9 protein-coding genes are annotated in these 16,692 nt (G+C 72.0%); 6 read left to right on the top strand and 3 right to left on the bottom strand.

Features of this window, described 5'->3' with window-relative positions; all coding sequences use genetic code 11:
- Nucleotides 1–627: 627 nt before the first annotated feature.
- The 4 genes from pulA to ACFTWP_RS26305 all read left to right on the top strand — a co-directional run bounded on the left by pulA (nt 628) and on the right by ACFTWP_RS26305 (nt 11,171).
- A complete protein-coding gene (gene pulA / locus ACFTWP_RS26320) occupies nt 628–6,153 on the top strand; it encodes a pullulanase-type alpha-1,6-glucosidase (protein WP_380267298.1) in 5,526 nt (1,841 codons plus the stop codon).
- A 605-nt stretch (nt 6,154–6,758) separates the two neighbouring features.
- Nucleotides 6,759–9,086, top strand: coding sequence for a M4 family metallopeptidase (locus ACFTWP_RS26315; protein WP_380267296.1), 2,328 nt, complete (start codon nt 6,759–6,761; stop codon nt 9,084–9,086).
- A 433-nt stretch (nt 9,087–9,519) separates the two neighbouring features.
- Nucleotides 9,520–10,836, top strand: coding sequence for an ammonium transporter (locus ACFTWP_RS26310; protein ID WP_380267295.1), 1,317 nt, complete (start codon nt 9,520–9,522; stop codon nt 10,834–10,836).
- Nucleotides 10,833–11,171: a P-II family nitrogen regulator gene (locus ACFTWP_RS26305; protein WP_380267293.1), complete on the top strand. Its 339-nt coding sequence runs from the start codon at nt 10,833–10,835 to the stop codon at nt 11,169–11,171. The genes ACFTWP_RS26310 and ACFTWP_RS26305 overlap by 4 nt, the downstream gene beginning before the upstream one ends.
- A 96-nt stretch (nt 11,172–11,267) precedes the next feature.
- Here the strand turns inward: ACFTWP_RS26305 and ACFTWP_RS26300 are convergent, their stop codons facing one another.
- Together ACFTWP_RS26300 and ACFTWP_RS26295 are read right to left on the bottom strand one after the other, a co-directional pair.
- The gene (locus ACFTWP_RS26300) at nt 11,268–12,092 is read right to left on the bottom strand and encodes a hypothetical protein (RefSeq protein ID WP_380267291.1); all 825 of its coding nucleotides are present in this window, start codon (nt 12,090–12,092) and stop codon (nt 11,268–11,270) included.
- A 120-nt stretch (nt 12,093–12,212) separates the two neighbouring features.
- The gene (locus tag ACFTWP_RS26295; protein ID WP_380267288.1) at nt 12,213–12,734 is read right to left on the bottom strand and encodes a SigE family RNA polymerase sigma factor; all 522 of its coding nucleotides are present in this window, start codon (nt 12,732–12,734) and stop codon (nt 12,213–12,215) included.
- Between the two features lie 274 nt (nt 12,735–13,008).
- Here ACFTWP_RS26295 and ACFTWP_RS26290 point away from each other — a divergent pair, with 274 nt between their 5' ends.
- Nucleotides 13,009–15,156 carry a carbohydrate binding domain-containing protein gene (locus tag ACFTWP_RS26290; RefSeq protein WP_380267286.1) on the top strand — a complete coding sequence of 716 codons (2,148 nt, stop codon included), beginning with the start codon at nt 13,009–13,011 and terminating at the stop codon, nt 15,154–15,156.
- A gap of 456 nt (nt 15,157–15,612) precedes the next feature.
- On the top strand, nt 15,613–15,864 hold the full coding sequence (locus ACFTWP_RS26285) for a hypothetical protein (RefSeq protein WP_380267285.1): 252 nt from the start codon (nt 15,613–15,615) through the stop codon (nt 15,862–15,864).
- Nucleotides 15,865–15,932: 68 nt separating this feature from the next.
- On the opposite strand, the gene ACFTWP_RS26280 is transcribed toward ACFTWP_RS26285, so the two are convergent.
- A complete protein-coding gene (locus tag ACFTWP_RS26280) occupies nt 15,933–16,679 on the bottom strand; it encodes an SDR family oxidoreductase (RefSeq protein WP_380267283.1) in 747 nt (248 codons plus the stop codon).
- Nucleotides 16,680–16,692: the final 13 nt, after the last annotated feature.

Below are 16,692 nucleotides of genomic sequence, written 5' to 3'. Positions count from 1 at the left end.
TGGTGTCTTCGAAGACCGGAGGGACGGACATACGTCCCATTGTTACGCGATCGCGATCTAGGAGTCTAAGCGGGGGGTCGGCGATGAACGGGACGGGCCGTCCGACGGCGGCGGATCGGGCCCTGTCGGGGGGCGTAGGAGGCCGGGTCGATCGACCCCGGCGGCGCGCGGGCGCCGGGTCGGGCGTCGCGGGCGCCGGGCGGGCCCGGGGGCACGTGCGCGGGGTGGCTGCGCGGGTGGCTGCGCGCGGTGGCGCCCGTCCCGGCCGCGCCGGCCCGCCGGAGGCCAGGGGGCTCCGGCGGGCGACGCTGTCCCTGCCGCGGACGTCCCGACCCTCACCGGGTCGTCCGGGCCGTGCGGCTCCGCGCCATCGGCGGCCGCCCGACCGCGTGCACGGCGGGTCGGGGCGGCCCGGGTGTTCCGGTGGCACTGGTGTGTACGGCGGAGCGCGCGGTAATGACTCTGAGGGGTCCCCGCGGGGTGGGTCAAGGGGTCGGTGGAAACAATTTCAGCATCTTGCTGAAACATCTTTCACCCACTAGCGTCCACGCCACTCGATGGCGCTCCGACGGCCCGCCCGGCCGTGGCGGGGCCCATCCCGCCTGCCCGCCCCAAGGGAGCCCCTTCGTGGCCGATGTCCAGCCCCGCACGCAACGGAGCACGACGACCTACCGCAGACCCGGCCGCGCGGCCGTCCTGCTCGCCGCCTCGCTGATCGCGGCCACCCTCGGCAGCGCCGCCCCGCTCGCGGCCGCCGCCACCCCGCCGGCCCCGCCCTCCGACGCCGCGCTCGCCGGCTCCGCGGCCCGGCACGACCTCACCCGCGAGCAGTTCTACTTCGTCCTGCCGGACCGGTTCGCGAACGGCAGCACCGGCAACGACACCGGCGGCATCACCGGCACCCGGCTGGACAACGGCCTCGACCCCGCCGACAAGGGCTTCTACCACGGTGGCGACCTCGAAGGCCTGATCAAGCAGCTCGACTACATCCAGGACCTCGGCACCACCGCCATCTGGATGGCGCCGATCTTCAAGAACAAGCCCGTCCAGGGCGCCGGCGACAACGCCTCGGCCGGCTACCACGGCTACTGGATCACCGACTTCACCCAGGTCGACCCGCACTTCGGCACCAACGACCAGCTCAAGGAGCTGATCGCGAAGGCGCACGCCCGGGGCATCAAGGTCTTCTTCGACGTCATCACCAACCACACCGCCGACGTCATCGACTACGCGCAGAAGCAGTACGGCTACCGCTCCGAGGGCGCCTACCCGACGCTCGACAAGGACGGCGCGCCGGTCGACGAGACGGCCGCCGCGGACGCCGCCGCGGCGGGCGCCGGCACGGCCTTCCCCAAGGTCACGGCGAACTCGTTCCCGTACACGCCGACCTTCGCCTCCAAGGCCGACCAGAACGCCAAGACGCCGTCCTGGCTCAACGACCCGTCGCTCTACCACAACCGGGGTGACTCGACCTTCGTCGGCGAGTCCGCGACCGAGGGCGACTTCTCCGGCCTGGACGACCTCGACACCCAGAACCCGCAGGTGGTCAAGGGATTCGAGAAGGTCTACCAGACCTGGGTCAAGGACACCGGCGTCGACGGATTCCGGATCGACACCGTGAAGCACGTCAACATGGCCTTCTGGCAGCAGTGGGCGCCCTCGCTTAAGGAATTCGCCGCCAAGCAGGGGAACAAGAAGTTCTTCATGTTCGGCGAGGTCTACTCCGGCGACCCGGCCATCACCTCCCCGTACGTCACCAAGGGCAAGTTGCAGGCCACCCTGGACTTCCCCTTCCAGAACGCCGCGCGCACCTACGTCTCGCAGGGCGGCTCGGCGAAGGCGCTCTCCGACGTCTACGGCCAGGACTACCGCTACACCAGCGCCGACAGCGACGCCTACGAACTGCCGACCTTTCTCGGCAACCACGACATGGGCCGGTTCGGCAGTTTCCTGCGCAGCGACAACCCGGGCGCGGACGCCGCCACGCTGCTCCAGCGCGACCGGCTCGCCAGCGAACTGCAGTTCCTCACCCGCGGCCAGCCGGTCGTCTACTACGGCGACGAGCAGGGCTTCACCGGCGCCGGTGGCGACAAGGACGCCCGGCAGGACATGTTCGCCTCGAAGACCCCGTCCTACAACAGCGACCCGGTGATCGGCGGCTCCACCGGCTCCGCCGACCGCTACGGCAAGGACGGCGCCCTCTACACCGGCATCGCCGACCTCGCGGCGCTCCGCAAGGCGCACCCGGCGCTCGCCGACGGCGCGCAGATCGAGCGGTACGCGGCCGACGGCGCCGGCGTCTACGCCTTCTCCCGGATCGACGCCGGCCAGCAGGTCGAGTACGTGGTCGCGGTGAACAACTCCACCGAGCCCAAGAGCGTCACGCTGGACACCTTCTCGGCCGGCCAGACCTTCGACCGGCTCTACCCGGCGGCCGGCGGGCAGACCGTCAGCGGCGCCGACAAGAAGATCAGCATCGTCGTCCCGGCGCTCTCCTCGGTGGTCTGGAAGGCCGCCGGCAAGCTCGCCCCGGTCGCCGCCGCGCCGCAGATCACCCTGCGCGCCCCGGCCGACGGCTCCACCGGCACCGTGACCGTCGGCGCCGACCTCGACGGCGGCGGCTTCAACCGGGTCTCCTTCGCCGCCCAGGTCGGCACCGGCCCCTGGCAGGTGCTCGGCACCTCCGACAACGGCTCCAACAAGGTCACCCAGGACCTCGGCTCCGTCGCGCCCGGCACCGTGGTGCGCTACAAGGCCGTCGTGCAGGACTCCAGCGGCCACCTCCGCTCGGCCACCGGCGGCTTCACCACCGGCACCCCGCCGCCCACCCCGGCGCCCAGCGCCACCGCCCGGCCGTACGCGATCGTGCACTACCAGCGAAACGACAAGAACTACGACGGCTGGAACCTCTACGCCTGGGGCGACATAGCCGAGGGCGAGGGCACCACCTGGCCCGCCGGGCACGCCTTCACCGGCCGCGACGCGTACGGCGCCTTCGCCTACGTGAAGCTGAACAGCGGCGCCTCGGACGTCGGCTTCGTGGTGGAGAACAACGGCACCAAGGACGTCGACGGCGACCGCCACATCGACGTCGGCGCCACCGGCGAGGTCTGGATCAAGGAGGGCGACCCGACCGTCCGGACCGCCAACCCCGGCCCCGCGGACACCCAGCCCGCCGACACCGCGGTCATCCACTACCACCGCGCGGACGGCAACTACGACGGCTGGGGCCTGCACGACTGGACCGGCGCGGCCACCCCGACCGACTGGGGCAACCCGCTGCTGCCCGTCCGCAAGGACGCCTACGGAGCCGTCTTCGAGGTGCCGCTCGCCGCCGGGGCCACCAGCCTCAGCTACATCATCCACAACGGCGGCGACAAGGACCTGCCCTCCGACCAGTCGCTGGACTTCTCGGTCAGCGGCCACGAGGTCTGGCTGATCGGCGGTCAGGAGGGCCACCTGCTGCCGCAGAGCGCCACCACCAGCGCCCAGCTCGACCTCGGCTCCGCCAAGGCGCAGTGGATCGACGCCACCACCGTCGTCGTCCCGGCCAACTTCGGCGCCGCCGACGGGGCCCTCGCCGGCGGCACCAGCGCCCAGCTGGTCTACGACCCCGAGGGCGGCCTCAAGGTCGACAAGGGCGTGCTCAACAAGGACGGCCGCTGGCTGCGCCTGGAGCAGGCCAAGGGCGGCCTGACCGCCGCCCAGAAGGCCAAGTACCCGCACCTGGCGGGCTACCGCGCCTTCACCGTCGACCCCCGCGACGCCGGCCGGGTCACCGCGGCGCTGCGCAGCCAGCTGGTCTTCACCGAGCACCTGCCGACGGGCGCCACCCTGGCCGCCACCGGCGTGCAGATCCCCGGCGTGCTGGACGACCTGTACGCGGCCAAGGCCGCCAAGGCCGACTTCGGCCCGCAGTACTACAACGGCAAGGTCGCGCTCTCGCTCTGGGCGCCGACCGCCACCGAGGTGTCCGTCCAGATCTTCGACGGCCCCACCGGCGGCACCCCGAAGACCGTCCCGCTGAAGCTGGACGACGAGACCGGCGTCTGGGAGCTGGTCCGCGACGCGGCGGAGCTGAACGGCAAGTACTACCTGTACCAGGTGAAGGTCTGGGCGCCGAGCGTCCAGCAGAACGTGACCAACCTGGTGACCGACCCGTACTCGGTGGCGCTCTCCACCGACTCCGGGCGCAGCCTGGTCGCCGACCTGAACGCCAAGGAGCTCAAGCCCAAGGGCTGGGACAACCACGCCGTGCCGAAGGCGATCCCGGCCGGCCAGCAGCAGATCCAGGAGCTGCACGTCCGGGACTTCTCGACCGCCGACACCACCGTGCCGGTCGCCGAGCGCGGCACCTACCTGGCCTTCACCGAGTCGCAGTCGGCCGGCATGCAGCACCTGCGGGACCTCGCCAAGGCGGGCGTCACCACCATCCACCTGCTGCCGACCTTCGACATCGCCACCATCCGGGAGAACCGGGCCGACCAGAAGCTGCCCGCCTGCGACCTGGCCTCGCTGGCGGCCGACAGCGAGCAGCAGCAGGAGTGCGTGGCGGCCGTCCAGGCCGAGGACGCGTACAACTGGGGCTACGACCCGCTGCACTACAACGTGCCCGAGGGCTCGTACGCGACGGACCCGACCGGTACGGCCCGGACGGTGCAGTTCCGCCAGATGGTGCAGGCGATGCACGAGGCCGGCCTGCGGGTCGTCCTGGACGTCGTCTACAACCACACCGCCGCCGCCGGCCAGACCGAGCACTCGGTGCTCGACAAGGTGGTGCCCGGCTACTACCAGCGGCTCGACGCGGCCGGCAAGGTCACCACGGACAGCTGCTGCGCGGACACCGCGCCGGAGCACGCCATGATGAACCGGCTGGTCGTGGACTCGGTCACCACCTGGGCCCGCGAGTACAAGGTGGACGGGTTCCGCTTCGACCTGATGGGCCTGGACCCGAAGTCCACCATGCTGGACGTGCAGGCCGCGCTGCGGAAGATGACGCCGGCCTCGGACGGCGTCGACGGGAAGAACATCTTCCTCTACGGCGAGGGCTGGAACTTCGGCGCCGTCGCGAACAACGCCCGCTTCGAGCAGGCCAGCCAGCTGAACATGGGCGGCACCGGCATCGCCACCTTCGACGACCGGGTCCGGGACGCGGCGCGCGGCGGCAACTACCAGCTCTCCTCGGCGCCCCAGCAGGGCTTCGCCTCGGGCCTGTTCACCGACCCCAACGGCTCGGCCGACAACGGCACGCCCGCGGAGCAGAAGGCCCGGCTGCTGCACCAGATGGACCAGATCAAGGTGGCGCTGACCGGCAACCTGGCCGGCTACTCCTTCACCGACAGCTCCGGGAAGACGGTCACCGGCGCGGGGGTCGACTACAACGGCTCCCCGACCGGGTACGCGGCCAAGCCCGGCGAGTCGGTCGAGTACGTGGACGCGCACGACAACGCCGACCTGTTCGACGCCCTGGCGTTCAAGCTGCCGGTCACCACCTCGCCGGCGGACCGGGCCCGGATGCAGGCGCTGGCGCTCTCGCTGACCGCGCTCAACCAGGGTGCGGGCTTCGCCCAGGCGGGCAGCGACCTGCTGCGCTCCAAGTCGCTGGACGCCAACTCCTTCGACTCCGGTGACTGGTTCAACGCGATCCAGTGGGACCCGGCGCAGGGCAACGGCTGGGGCCGGGGCGTGCCGATGGCGGCCGACAACAAGTCGATGTGGCCGGTCTCCAAGTCGCTGCTGGCCAACCCGAACCTCAAGGTGGGCAGCGCCGACATCGCCTCGGCGACCGCGATCTACCAGCAGCTGGTGAAGATCAAGCAGTCCTCGCCGCTGTTCGCGCTGCCGACCGCGGCCGAGGTGCAGCAGCGCCTGTCGTACCCGCTGTCGGGCACGGCCGGCGAGACGCCGGGCGTGATCACCCTGCACCTGGACGGCACCGGCCTGAAGGGCGCGGAGAAGGGCATCACCGTGGTGTTCAACGCCACGCCCGCCGTCCAGAAGCAGAGCGTGGCCTCGCTGAAGGGCACTCAGCAGGCCCTGCACGCCGTCCAGGCGGGCGGCTCGGACCAGGTGGTCAAGGCCTCCGGATTCGACGCCGGTACGGGCACGTTCACCGTCCCCGCGCGCACCGTCGCGGTGTTCGTGCAGCGCTGACGGACCGGTTGTCGGGCGAGCCCCGCGTCACTCCCCCCACGGGAGCGGCGCGGGGCTCGCCGTCGTGCGCGCTGCGCGGGTGGTGGCCGCGGTGTCCGGGATGGGCGCAGGGGTGTCCGGATGGCGCCAGGATTGGCCGAAAACCGTTGCTGGCACGTGGGTCGCTGTGACGTGCCGGGGGTGCCCGGCGCTGGGGGAGAGGGTCCGGGCGGGGTGCCCGGGCCTGGCGCTGGTCAGTGCTTTCCGGGCGTGGCGGCGGCGACGGGCAGTAATGAAACCCATCTCCAGAAGTGCCATCGGCCGTAACACGGTCGACACCCACTGCTGACCATCGGCGGCGATGCTAATCGGCCATTCACTGGCATGCATCTGTCATTCATGACTCGTTTGCTGCCACGATTCCTCCGGCTGCAGACGCGGGGGTCCCCCACCCTCCGATGCAGTCGCATCAGGTCAGGTAAGGCGCATCGCACTTCCTGCACCACTCCCGGATCACCGCACCCGAGCCGCGCACCGGCGGCCGGGCGCCCCCACTGTGCCGCAACCCCGCGGCCAGGTTCTCTCCACCGTCCGCCAACCCGCGGCCGGTCGGAAAAGGAGTCCGTATGCCCCGCTACACCCATGCCCGGAAGGCCGCGGTTGTCATGGCCGCATCCACCGCGCTGCTCGTGACCGGCATGCCGGTCATCGCGCAGGCGGCGAGCCCCGCGCCTTCCGCAGCCGCCTCGCAGACGGTGGCCGGCCGGGACGCGCTGATCGCCTCCGCCAACCAGCAGACGGCGTCGCTCGCCCAGCAGCTCGGCCTGGGTACCCAGGAGAAGCTGGTCACCAAGGACGTCGTGCAGGACGCCGACGGCACCCGGCACCTGCGCTACGAGCGGACCTACGGCGGACTCCCCGTCCTCGGTGGCGACCTGATCGTCCACCAGAGCGCGGCCGGCGCCACCCAGGCCGTCACCAAGGCCAGCGAGGCCGTGCTCACCGGCGTCACCACCACGCCGGCGCTGGCCGCCCCGAAGGCCCAGGCCGCCGCGCTCGCCGCCGAGTCCGGCTCCGCCCTCGACACCGCCCCGCGGCTGGTCGTCTGGGCCGCCGACGGCGCCGCGAAGCTCGCCTGGGAGACGATCGTCTCCGGCAAGGAGAGCGACGGCACCCCGAGCCGCCTGCACGTCATCACCGACGCCGCCACCGGCGCGGTGCTCGGCAAGGCCGAGAGCATCAAGACCGGCACCGGCACCGGCGTCTTCGTCGGCAACGTGCCGCTGACCACCACGCTGAGCGGCTCCACGTACCAGCTCAAGGACGCCTCGCGCGGTGGGATGTACACCACCAACATGAACCACGGCACGACCGGCAACGGCACGCTGTACACCAAGTCGACCGACACCTGGGGCAACGGCCAGGCCAGCAACTCGGAGTCCGCCGCCGTCGACGCCCAGTACGGCGTGGGCGCGACCTGGGACTACTACAAGAACACCTTCGGCCGCAACGGCATCCGCAACGACGGTGTCGGCGCCTTCAGCCGCGTGCACTACGACAACAACTACACCAACGCCTTCTGGGACGACGGCTGCTTCTGCATGACCTACGGCGACGGGTCGGGCAACACCCACCCGCTCACCGAGATCGACGTGGCCGGCCACGAGATGAGCCACGGCGTCACCGCGGCCACCGCCAACCTGAACTACTCGGGCGAGTCCGGCGGCCTCAACGAGGCCACCTCCGACATCTTCGGCACGATGGTGGAGTTCTACGCCAACCTGCCCACCGACAACCCGGACTACCTGATCGGCGAGGTCATCGACCTCAACGGCAACGGCACCCCGCTGCGCTACATGGACAAGCCCTCCAAGGACGGCAGCTCGGCCGACTCCTGGTACTCGGGCGTCGGCAACCTGGACGTCCACTACTCCTCGGGCGTCGCCAACCACTTCTTCTACCTGCTCGCCGAGGGCAGCGGCGCCAAGGTGATCAACGGCGTCAGCTACAACAGCCCGACGGTCAACAGCATCGCGGTCACCGGCATCGGCCGGGACAAGGCGGCGGCGATCTGGTACAAGGCGCTCACCGCCTACATGACCTCCACCACCAACTACGCGGCCGCCCGCACGGCCACCCTCAACGCCGCCACCGCGCTGTACGGCGCGAGCAGCGCCGAGTACAACGCGGTCGCCACCGCCTGGGCCGCCGTCAACGTCGGCTCGCTGCCGTCCGGCACCGTGACCGTCACCAACCCGGGCAACCAGAGCACCGCGCTGAACGGCACCGCCAACCTGCAGATCGCGGCCTCCGGCGGCACCGCGCCGCTGACCTTCACCGCGACCGGCCTGCCGACCGGCCTGTCGATCAGCTCCACCGGCAAGATCACCGGCACGGCGACGGCCGCGGGCACCTACAACGTCACCGTGACCGCGAAGGACGCCGCCAACAAGACCGGCACCACCTCCTTCACCTGGACGGTGAGCACGGGCGGCGGCAGCTGCACCCCGGCCCAGCTGCTCGGCAACGCCGGCTTCGAGACCGGCACCGCCGCTCCCTGGACCACCACCAGTGGCGTCGTCGACAACAGCTCCGGCCAGGCCGCCCACGGCGGGTCCTGGAAGGCCTGGCTGAACGGCTACGGCTCCGCCCACACCGACAGCGCCGCGCAGACCGTCACCATCCCGGCCGGTTGCAAGGCGACCCTCAGCTTCTGGCTGCACATCGACACCGCCGAGACCGGCAGCACCGTGTACGACAAGCTCGCGGTGACCGTCAACGGCACGGCCCTGACCACGTACTCCAACGTGAACGCGGCGGCCGGCTACCAGCAGCGCACCTTCGACCTCTCGGCCTACGCGGGCCAGAGCGTCACCCTGAAGTTCAACGGCACCGAGGACTCCTCGCTGCAGACGAGCTTCGTGATCGACGACACCTCCATCGCCACCAGCTGACACCCGGCCCGGCCGGTGACGGCCGGGAGCGCGTGCACACCGAGTGAGTGACGGGCAGGGCCCGGCGGCAACCGCCGCCGGGCCCTGCCCGCGTGGCCCGCGGCCGTACGCCGGCACCGGGCCGTGTCCGGGTGGCCCGCGGCCGTTCGTGTGAACCCGGGCCCGTGCGGGTGGACGCCCCCGGGGGCCGGTCTCCGCCGATGCCCGGCCCCCGTACGCGGCGCTCGGCCGTGAGGGGACGGAAACGCGGCGGCAACACGAAACACGGTCGAAACACCGGTGTCTGCAACAGGAAATTTGGCCGGGCAAAACTCTCCCATCCGACTCGCGCGCAATCCGGCCCACCGGTCGTCCCGCCCCGCCCCCGGGGCGGCGGACCCCCGGGTGGCACCTCCGGTTGCGCGGGCCGCCGCTTGGGAAGGCACCGATCCGCATGCTCCTGGCTGAACCGACGACCGCGCTCGACACCGGTGACACCGCCTGGCTGCTCGCCAGCACCGCCCTCGTCCTGCTGATGACCCCCGGCCTGGCGCTGTTCTACGGCGGCATGGTGCGCACCAAGAGTGTGCTCAACATGATCATGATGAGCTTCGTCTCGATCGCCGTGGTCACCGTGGTCTGGCTGCTGGCGGGCTACTCGCTGGCCTTCGGCACCGACGCCGGCTGGGGCCTGATCGGCGGCCTCGACCACCTCGGGATGGCCGGCATCACCCCCTCCTCGCTGACCGGCCACGTCCCGACCGTGCTGTTCGCCACCTTCCAGCTGACCTTCGCGATCATCACCGCCGCCCTGATCAGCGGCGCCATCGCCGACCGGGCCAAGTTCGGCTCCTGGGTGGCGTTCACCGCCGTCTGGACGCTGCTGGTCTACGTCCCGGTCGCGCACTGGGTGTTCGCCCCCGACGGCTGGATCCTGTCCGAGCTGGGCGCCCTCGACTTCGCCGGCGGCACCGTCGTGGAGGTCAACTGCGGTGCCAGCGGCCTGGCGCTCGCGCTGCTCCTCGGACCGCGCCTGGGCTTCCGCCGGGAGGCGATGCGCCCGCACAACCTGCCGCTGGTGCTGCTCGGCGCGGGCCTGCTCTGGTTCGGCTGGTTCGGCTTCAACGGCGGCTCCGCGCTCGGCGCCAACGGCCTGGCGGCCTCGGCCCTGCTCAACACCCAGGCGGCCGGCTGCACCGGGCTGCTCGGCTGGCTGCTGGTGGAGAAGCGCCGCGACGGCCACGCCACCACTCTCGGGGCGGCCTCCGGAGCGGTGGCCGGTCTGGTGGCCATCACCCCCTCCTGCGGCAGTGTGGACCTGCTCGGCGCCCTGGTGATCGGCCTGGCGGCGGGCGTGGTCTGCTCGTACGCGGTGAGCTGGAAGTTCCGCTTCGGCTTCGACGACTCGCTGGACGTGGTCGGCGTGCACTTCGTGGCCGGTGTCATCGGCACCGTGCTGATCGGCCTCTTCGCCACCGCCACGATGACCGGCGGCCCGTCCGGCCTGCTGCACGGCGGCGGCCTCGGCCAGATCGGCAAGCAACTGGTCGCGGTGGTCGCGGTGGGTGCGTACGCCTTCGCCATGACGTACGGGATCGGGCGGGTGATCGACCGGGTGATGGGCTTCCGTGCCTCGGAGGAGCACGAACTCACCGGCCTGGACCTCGCCGTGCACGCCGAGACCGCGTACGATCACGGCGTCCTGGGTCATGGAACGACGGCCCACGCCACCGTGCTCACGCACTCGTCCGACAGGGCCTCCACCGTATGAAGCTGATCACCGCGATCGTCAAGCCGTTCAAGCTGGACGAGGTCAAGAACGCGCTGCAGGCGATCGGAGTGCACGGACTCACCGTCACCGAGGCCAGCGGCTACGGACGCCAGCACGGCCACACCGAGGTGTACCGCGGCGCCGAGTACCGGATCGATCTCGTCCCCAAGGCCCGGATCGAGGTCGTGGTCGAGGACGAGGACGCCGAGCGGGTGATGGACGCCATCGTGGCCGCGGCCCGCACCGGCAAGATCGGTGACGGCAAGGTCTGGGCGGTACCGGTGGAGAGCATCGTCCGGGTCCGGACCGGGGAGCGCGGGCCGGACGCCGTCTGAGGCCGTCGGGCACCGGGCCCCGGCCCGGTGCTCCCGCCCGCCCGGGGCCTGCTTCCGTACCGGTCCGCTCCGGCCCTCCGGTCAGGCGCCCTCCGGTCAGGGGCCGTCCCGTTCGGCGGCCGGGCGGCGGTCCATCGCGCCCTCGGCCAGGCTCCGCCATCGGTAGTTCTGCGCGATCCACTGCCAGGTGGCCAGGTCCAGCGGGGGGCTCGCCCGGGTGAGGCGGCCGGACAGGGTCGGGTCGGCGGGCTCGTGCAGGGTGCCGTTGTGCACCGAGACGGCCACCCGGGTGCCGTCCGGGCCGGCGTACCAGATCCGGTAGGTGGTCCAGCCGGTGGCGGGCGGGCTGAGGACCTCGGTCACCAGGGTGCCGGAACCGGCCGCCTCGGTCCGGCAGGTGTAGCCGCTCTCCGGTCCGGCGCTCGCCCTGGCCCCGCAGGAGGGGCCGGTCGCGGTGGAGGCCGGGCCGTGCAGTTCGACGGCCACCGTCACGGCGCCGTCGCCGTCGTCGTAGCGGACCCACAGGGCCGCGTCCAGCCGGGGATCGGGCCGGATCTCGTCCCCGAGGGGGTCGGAGGTGACGGCCGCCCGCGGGCCCACCAGCTCCACGAGCGCCGTGCGCATCGCGCTCTCCAGCGCGGTCGCGTCGGTCGGACCGGTGGTGGCGGACGGCGGGGTCGTCGGCGTCGTGGTCCGGGCGGCGGCGGTCGGGCCGGCCGGCGGCTCCGGCAGGGCGAGGACGGCGCCGGTCAGCGCGAGGGCGGCCACCGCGGCCACCGATCCGGCGATCCTCAGCCGGCGGAGCAGCAGCATCCGGCGCCCGCGCAGGTTGGCCTCGGCCACCATGACGGCGATGGGCGGGCGCAGGTCTTCGACGCTCTCGGCCAGCATCCTGGCGAGCTCGGTCTCAAGGTCGTCCAAGGCCGGTCCTCGGGGTGAGTGCGGTGTTCGGTGCGGTGGCGCGGTGTTCCGTGCACGGGGGCGTGGGGTGGTGCGGCCGGCCGGGCGGGTGCGCCCGGCCGGCCGTCGCGGGCGGCGGCCTCAGGGCCGCAACAGGAGTTCGCGGTCCTCGGCGAGGATCTCGCGCAGTCGCGAGAGCGAGCGGGTGCTGAGGCCCTTGACGGCGGCCTGGCTGGTGCCGAGCATGTCGGCCACGGCCTCGATGCTGTGGTCCTCCAGGTAGCGCAGGACGACCACGGCCCGGTTGCGCGGCGGTAGTTGGCGCAGGGCGGAGACCAGGGTCAGGCGCAGTTCGGTGCCCGGCCCGGTGAGGTCGTCCAGGGAGGCGGGGGAGTCGGGCACGTCCGCGACGGCGATCTCGCCGGAGCGCCGCAGCCGCCGGTGCGAGAGGTAGCAGCGCAGCAGCACCTTGCGGGCGTAGGCGTCCAGCGCCGGATCCTCCTCGCCGCGGCGCAGCCGGTCCCAGACGGCGTACATCTTGGCGAGCGTGGTCTGGACGAGGTCCTGGGCCTGGTGCCAGTCGCCGCACATGAGGTAGGCGATCTGGAAGAGCCGGGCGGCGCGGGTGGCGGCGAACTCCTCGAAGGTCGCTGCTTCGTCCATGTCCGCCCCCAGTGGCCGATCGTCCCCGTGGGGTGCGCACCCCTCACCCGTACAGATGCCCTGGCGGCCGAAAAGGTCTCACACGGATTTCCCGTACCGCCGGAATCGTTGCGTACGGGAGTCTTGACGCGCCGTCGGGGCGGTCATAAGTTCGGCGCTGCAAGTTTGCTGAAACTTTCAAGAAACTTGCGCAAGACGAATCCTGCCCCCACCCGTCCGTGCCCCCTGCATCCATGGACGGCCCAGGCTGCCACCTCAGCCCCCAGGAGACACCGTGGTCACCCCTGCCCCCATCCGCCGGCGTGCGCGCGTCGCCGGAGCGCTCACCGCCTCCGCGGCGCTGGCGCTCTCGCTCGGCACGGCGCTCACCGCCGCCCCCTCGGCCCAGGCCACCCCGCCGGGTGCCAGGGACGTCACCGCCACCCTGTTCGAGTGGCGCTTCGACTCCGTCGCCAAGGCCTGCACCGACACCCTCGGCCCCAAGGGCTACGGGTTCGTCGAGGTCTCCCCGCCCCAGGAGCACATCCAGGGATCCCAGTGGTGGACCTCCTACCAGCCGGTCAGCTACAAGATAGCCGGGCGGCTCGGCGACCGGGCGTCGTTCCAGAGCATGATCAACACCTGCCACGCGGCGGGCGTCAAGGTGATCGCCGACTCGGTGATCAACCACATGTCCGCGGGCTCCGGCACGGGCACCGGCGGTACCAACTACACCAAGTACAACTACCCCGGGTACTTCCAGGACCAGGACTTCCACTCCTGCCGCAGCGCGATCAGCAACTACGGCGACCGGTCGAACGTCCAGAACTGCGAGCTGGTCAACCTCTCGGACCTCAACACCGGCAGCGCCTACGTCCAGCAGACCATCGCCAACTACCTGAGCGACATGGCCGGGATGGGCGTCGACGGGTTCCGGATCGACGCCGCCAAGCACATCGCCTCCGGCGAGCTCTCCGCCATCAAGTCCAAGATGTCCAACCCGAGCGCCTACTGGGTGCAGGAGGTCATCTACGGCGCGGGCGAGCCGATCCAGCCCTCCGAGTACACCGGCAGCGGCGACGTCGACGAGTTCCGCTCCGCCACCTGGCTGAAGAGCGCCTTCAACGGCGGCAGGATCTCCGACCTGTCCACCTGGGGCAGCGGACTGCTGGGCAGCTCGCAGGCCCGCACCTTCGTCGACAACTGGGACACCGAGCGCAACGGCTCCACCCTCAACTACAAGTACGGCAGCGCCTACACGCTGGCGAACGTCTTCCTGCTGGCCAACCCGTACGGCTCGCCGAACGTCTACTCCGGCTACGCCTTCGCCGGCAACGACGACGGCCCGCCGAACGGCGGCACCGTGAACGCCTGCTACAGCGACGGGTGGAACTGCACCCACGCCTGGCGCCAGGTCGCCAACATGGTCGGCTTCCGCAACGCCGTCGCCGGCACCGGCATCACCAACTGGTGGTCCAACGGCAACAACGCCATCGGCTTCGGCCGGGGCAACAAGGGCTACGTCGCGATCAACCGCGAGTCCGGCCCGGTGACCCAGACCTTCCAGACCTCGCTGCCGGCCGGCTCCTACTGCGACGTCCAGCACGGCGACCCGACCGCCGGCGGCGGCTGCACCGGCACCAGCTACACCGTCGGCGGCGACGGGAGGTTCACCGCCACCGTCGCGGCCGGGGAGGCGGTCGCGCTGTACGTCGGCGCGAGCGGCGCCTCGCCCAGCGCCACCCCGTCGGCCAGCGCCTCGCCGACCTCCGGCACCAACAGCGCGACCGTCTTCTACAGCACCGACAAGAACTGGTCGGCCTACGACATCCACTACGCCCCGACCGGCGGCACCTGGACCACCGCGCCCGGCGTCGCGATGACCGCGGCCTGCACCGGCTGGGTGAAGAGGACCGTCGACCTGGGCAGCGCCACCGGCCTGGCCGCGACCTTCAACAACGGCTCCGGCACCTGGGACAACAACAACAGCGCCAACTACGCGCTGGGCACCGGCAACGTGACGGTCAAGGACGGCGTGGTCGGCAGCGGCGACCCGTGCGGCACCGCCACCGCCACGCCCACCGCCACGCCCACCGCCACGACCACGCCCACCGCCACGACCAGCCCGAGCCCGACCGCCACCGCGGTCGCCGCCGGCGCCTCCTTCGCGGTGAACGCCACCACCGTCGTCGGCCAGAACATCTACGTGGTCGGCAGCGTCGGCTCGCTCGGCACCTGGGACCCGAGCCAGGCGCTGCTGCTCTCCTCGGCGGCCTACCCGGTGTGGAAGCTGGACGTCGCCCTGGCGGCCGGTACCGCGTTCGAGTACAAGTACATCCGCAAGGACGCGGCGGGGAACGTCACCTGGGAGTCCGGTGCCAACCGCACCGCGACCGTCCCGGCCTCCGGCAAGGTGACCCTGAGCGACACCTGGCGCGCCTGAGCGGCCGGACACCTGACCCCGAAGCCCGCCCCGGACGCCGGTCCGAACCCCCGGTCCGGACGCCCGGTCCGAACTCCCCGCCCCACCGCGCCGCCCTCACGGGTGGCCCAGGCCCCGGCGCGGGCCACCCCCCGCGCCGGTCCCGGGCCGGATCCGACCTCCGGCCCGGCCCGGTCCGCCCGGCTCTGACACCGGGTGGACCACGCACGGCCGCCCCGCCTCCCGATCTCCGGTGAGGCGGGGCGGCCGTCGCCGTCTTCGGCGCCCGCGCCGTCCCGCCCCGGCTCCCGTCGCGGGTCGGCCGTCGGCCGTCGCGGGCCGGGTGTCAGCCGTCGGCCTTCAGCCGTCGCGGGTCGGCCGTCAGCCGTCAGCCCGGCGCCTCGGCGCGTACCCCGGACGAGTGGCTTGGCGCCGGTAAACCACCCGCAGGGGTTGGGCGCTGGCAGCATCGGAGGAGTGACCCCCACCACCCCCGGCAGCCCCGCTGCTCCCTCCGGCCCCGCCGTCCTCGACCTCGAACTCTGCGGCGGGCGCTGGGACGGCCACCGCAAGCGGGTGCACGCCTTCGCCCCGCCGCCGTCCCTGCGGATGGCGCTGCGGGCCGACCTGCCGGCCGCCGACCGCGGCGAGTACTGGCCGACGACCAGCGTCTACCGCCTCGAAGGGGCGGGCGGCCTCCCGTACTACCGCCACTGCCACGACGAGTGACCACGACGAGTGGCCCGCGACGAATCACCCGCGACGAGTGAGGAGTGCCCCGGCCGGTGCCGACCGGTTCAGCCCCGTCCGATGTAGGGCATCGCCGTCGCCATCACCGTCGCGAACTGGACGTTGGCCGCCAGCGGCAGGTCCGCCATGTGCCGTACCGTGCGGGCCACGTCCGCCACGTCCATGGTCGGCTCGGGCGCGATCCGGCCGTCGGCCTGCCGGACGCCGCTGCTCATCGCCGCCGTCATGTCGGTCGCCGCGTTGCCGATGTCGATCTGCCCGCAGGCGATCCGGTACGGGCGGCCCTCCAGTGAGAGCGACTTGGTGAGCCCGGTCACCGCGTGCTTGGTCGCGGTGTACGCGACGGAGTGCGGACGCGGGACGTGGGCGGAGATCGAGCCGTTGTTGACGATGCGCCCGCCCTGCGGGTCCTGGCTCTTCATCAGGCGGAACGCGGCCTGGGCGCAGAGGAAGACGCCGGTGAGGTTGAGGTCCACCACCGCCCGCCACTCGGCGTGACCGAGGTCCTCGACCGGCGTCGGGGTGCCGAAGGTGCCGGCGTTGTTGAACAGCAGGTCGAGTCGGCCGAAGCGCTCGGCGGTCTCCGCGAACAGCGCGTCGACGGCGGCGGGGTCGGTCACGTCGGTGGGGACGACCAGGGCGGTGCCCGCCGTGCAGAGCCGGGCCGTCTCGTGCAGCGGTTCGGCGCGCCGTCCGGCCAGGACCAGCTGCCGGCCGGAGGCGGCGAGCTCCAGCGCCACGGCGCGCCCGACACCGGTGCCGGCTCCCGTGATGACGGCGATCTGCTGGGGCATGGCGGGCTCCTCG

The organism is Kitasatospora sp. NPDC057015 (assembly GCF_042673745.1).
Classification (GTDB): Bacteria; Actinomycetota; Actinomycetes; order Streptomycetales; family Streptomycetaceae; genus Kitasatospora.
The sequence above is the reverse complement of the archived record's forward strand: the minus strand, read 5'-3'. Positions and strand labels throughout refer to the sequence as shown.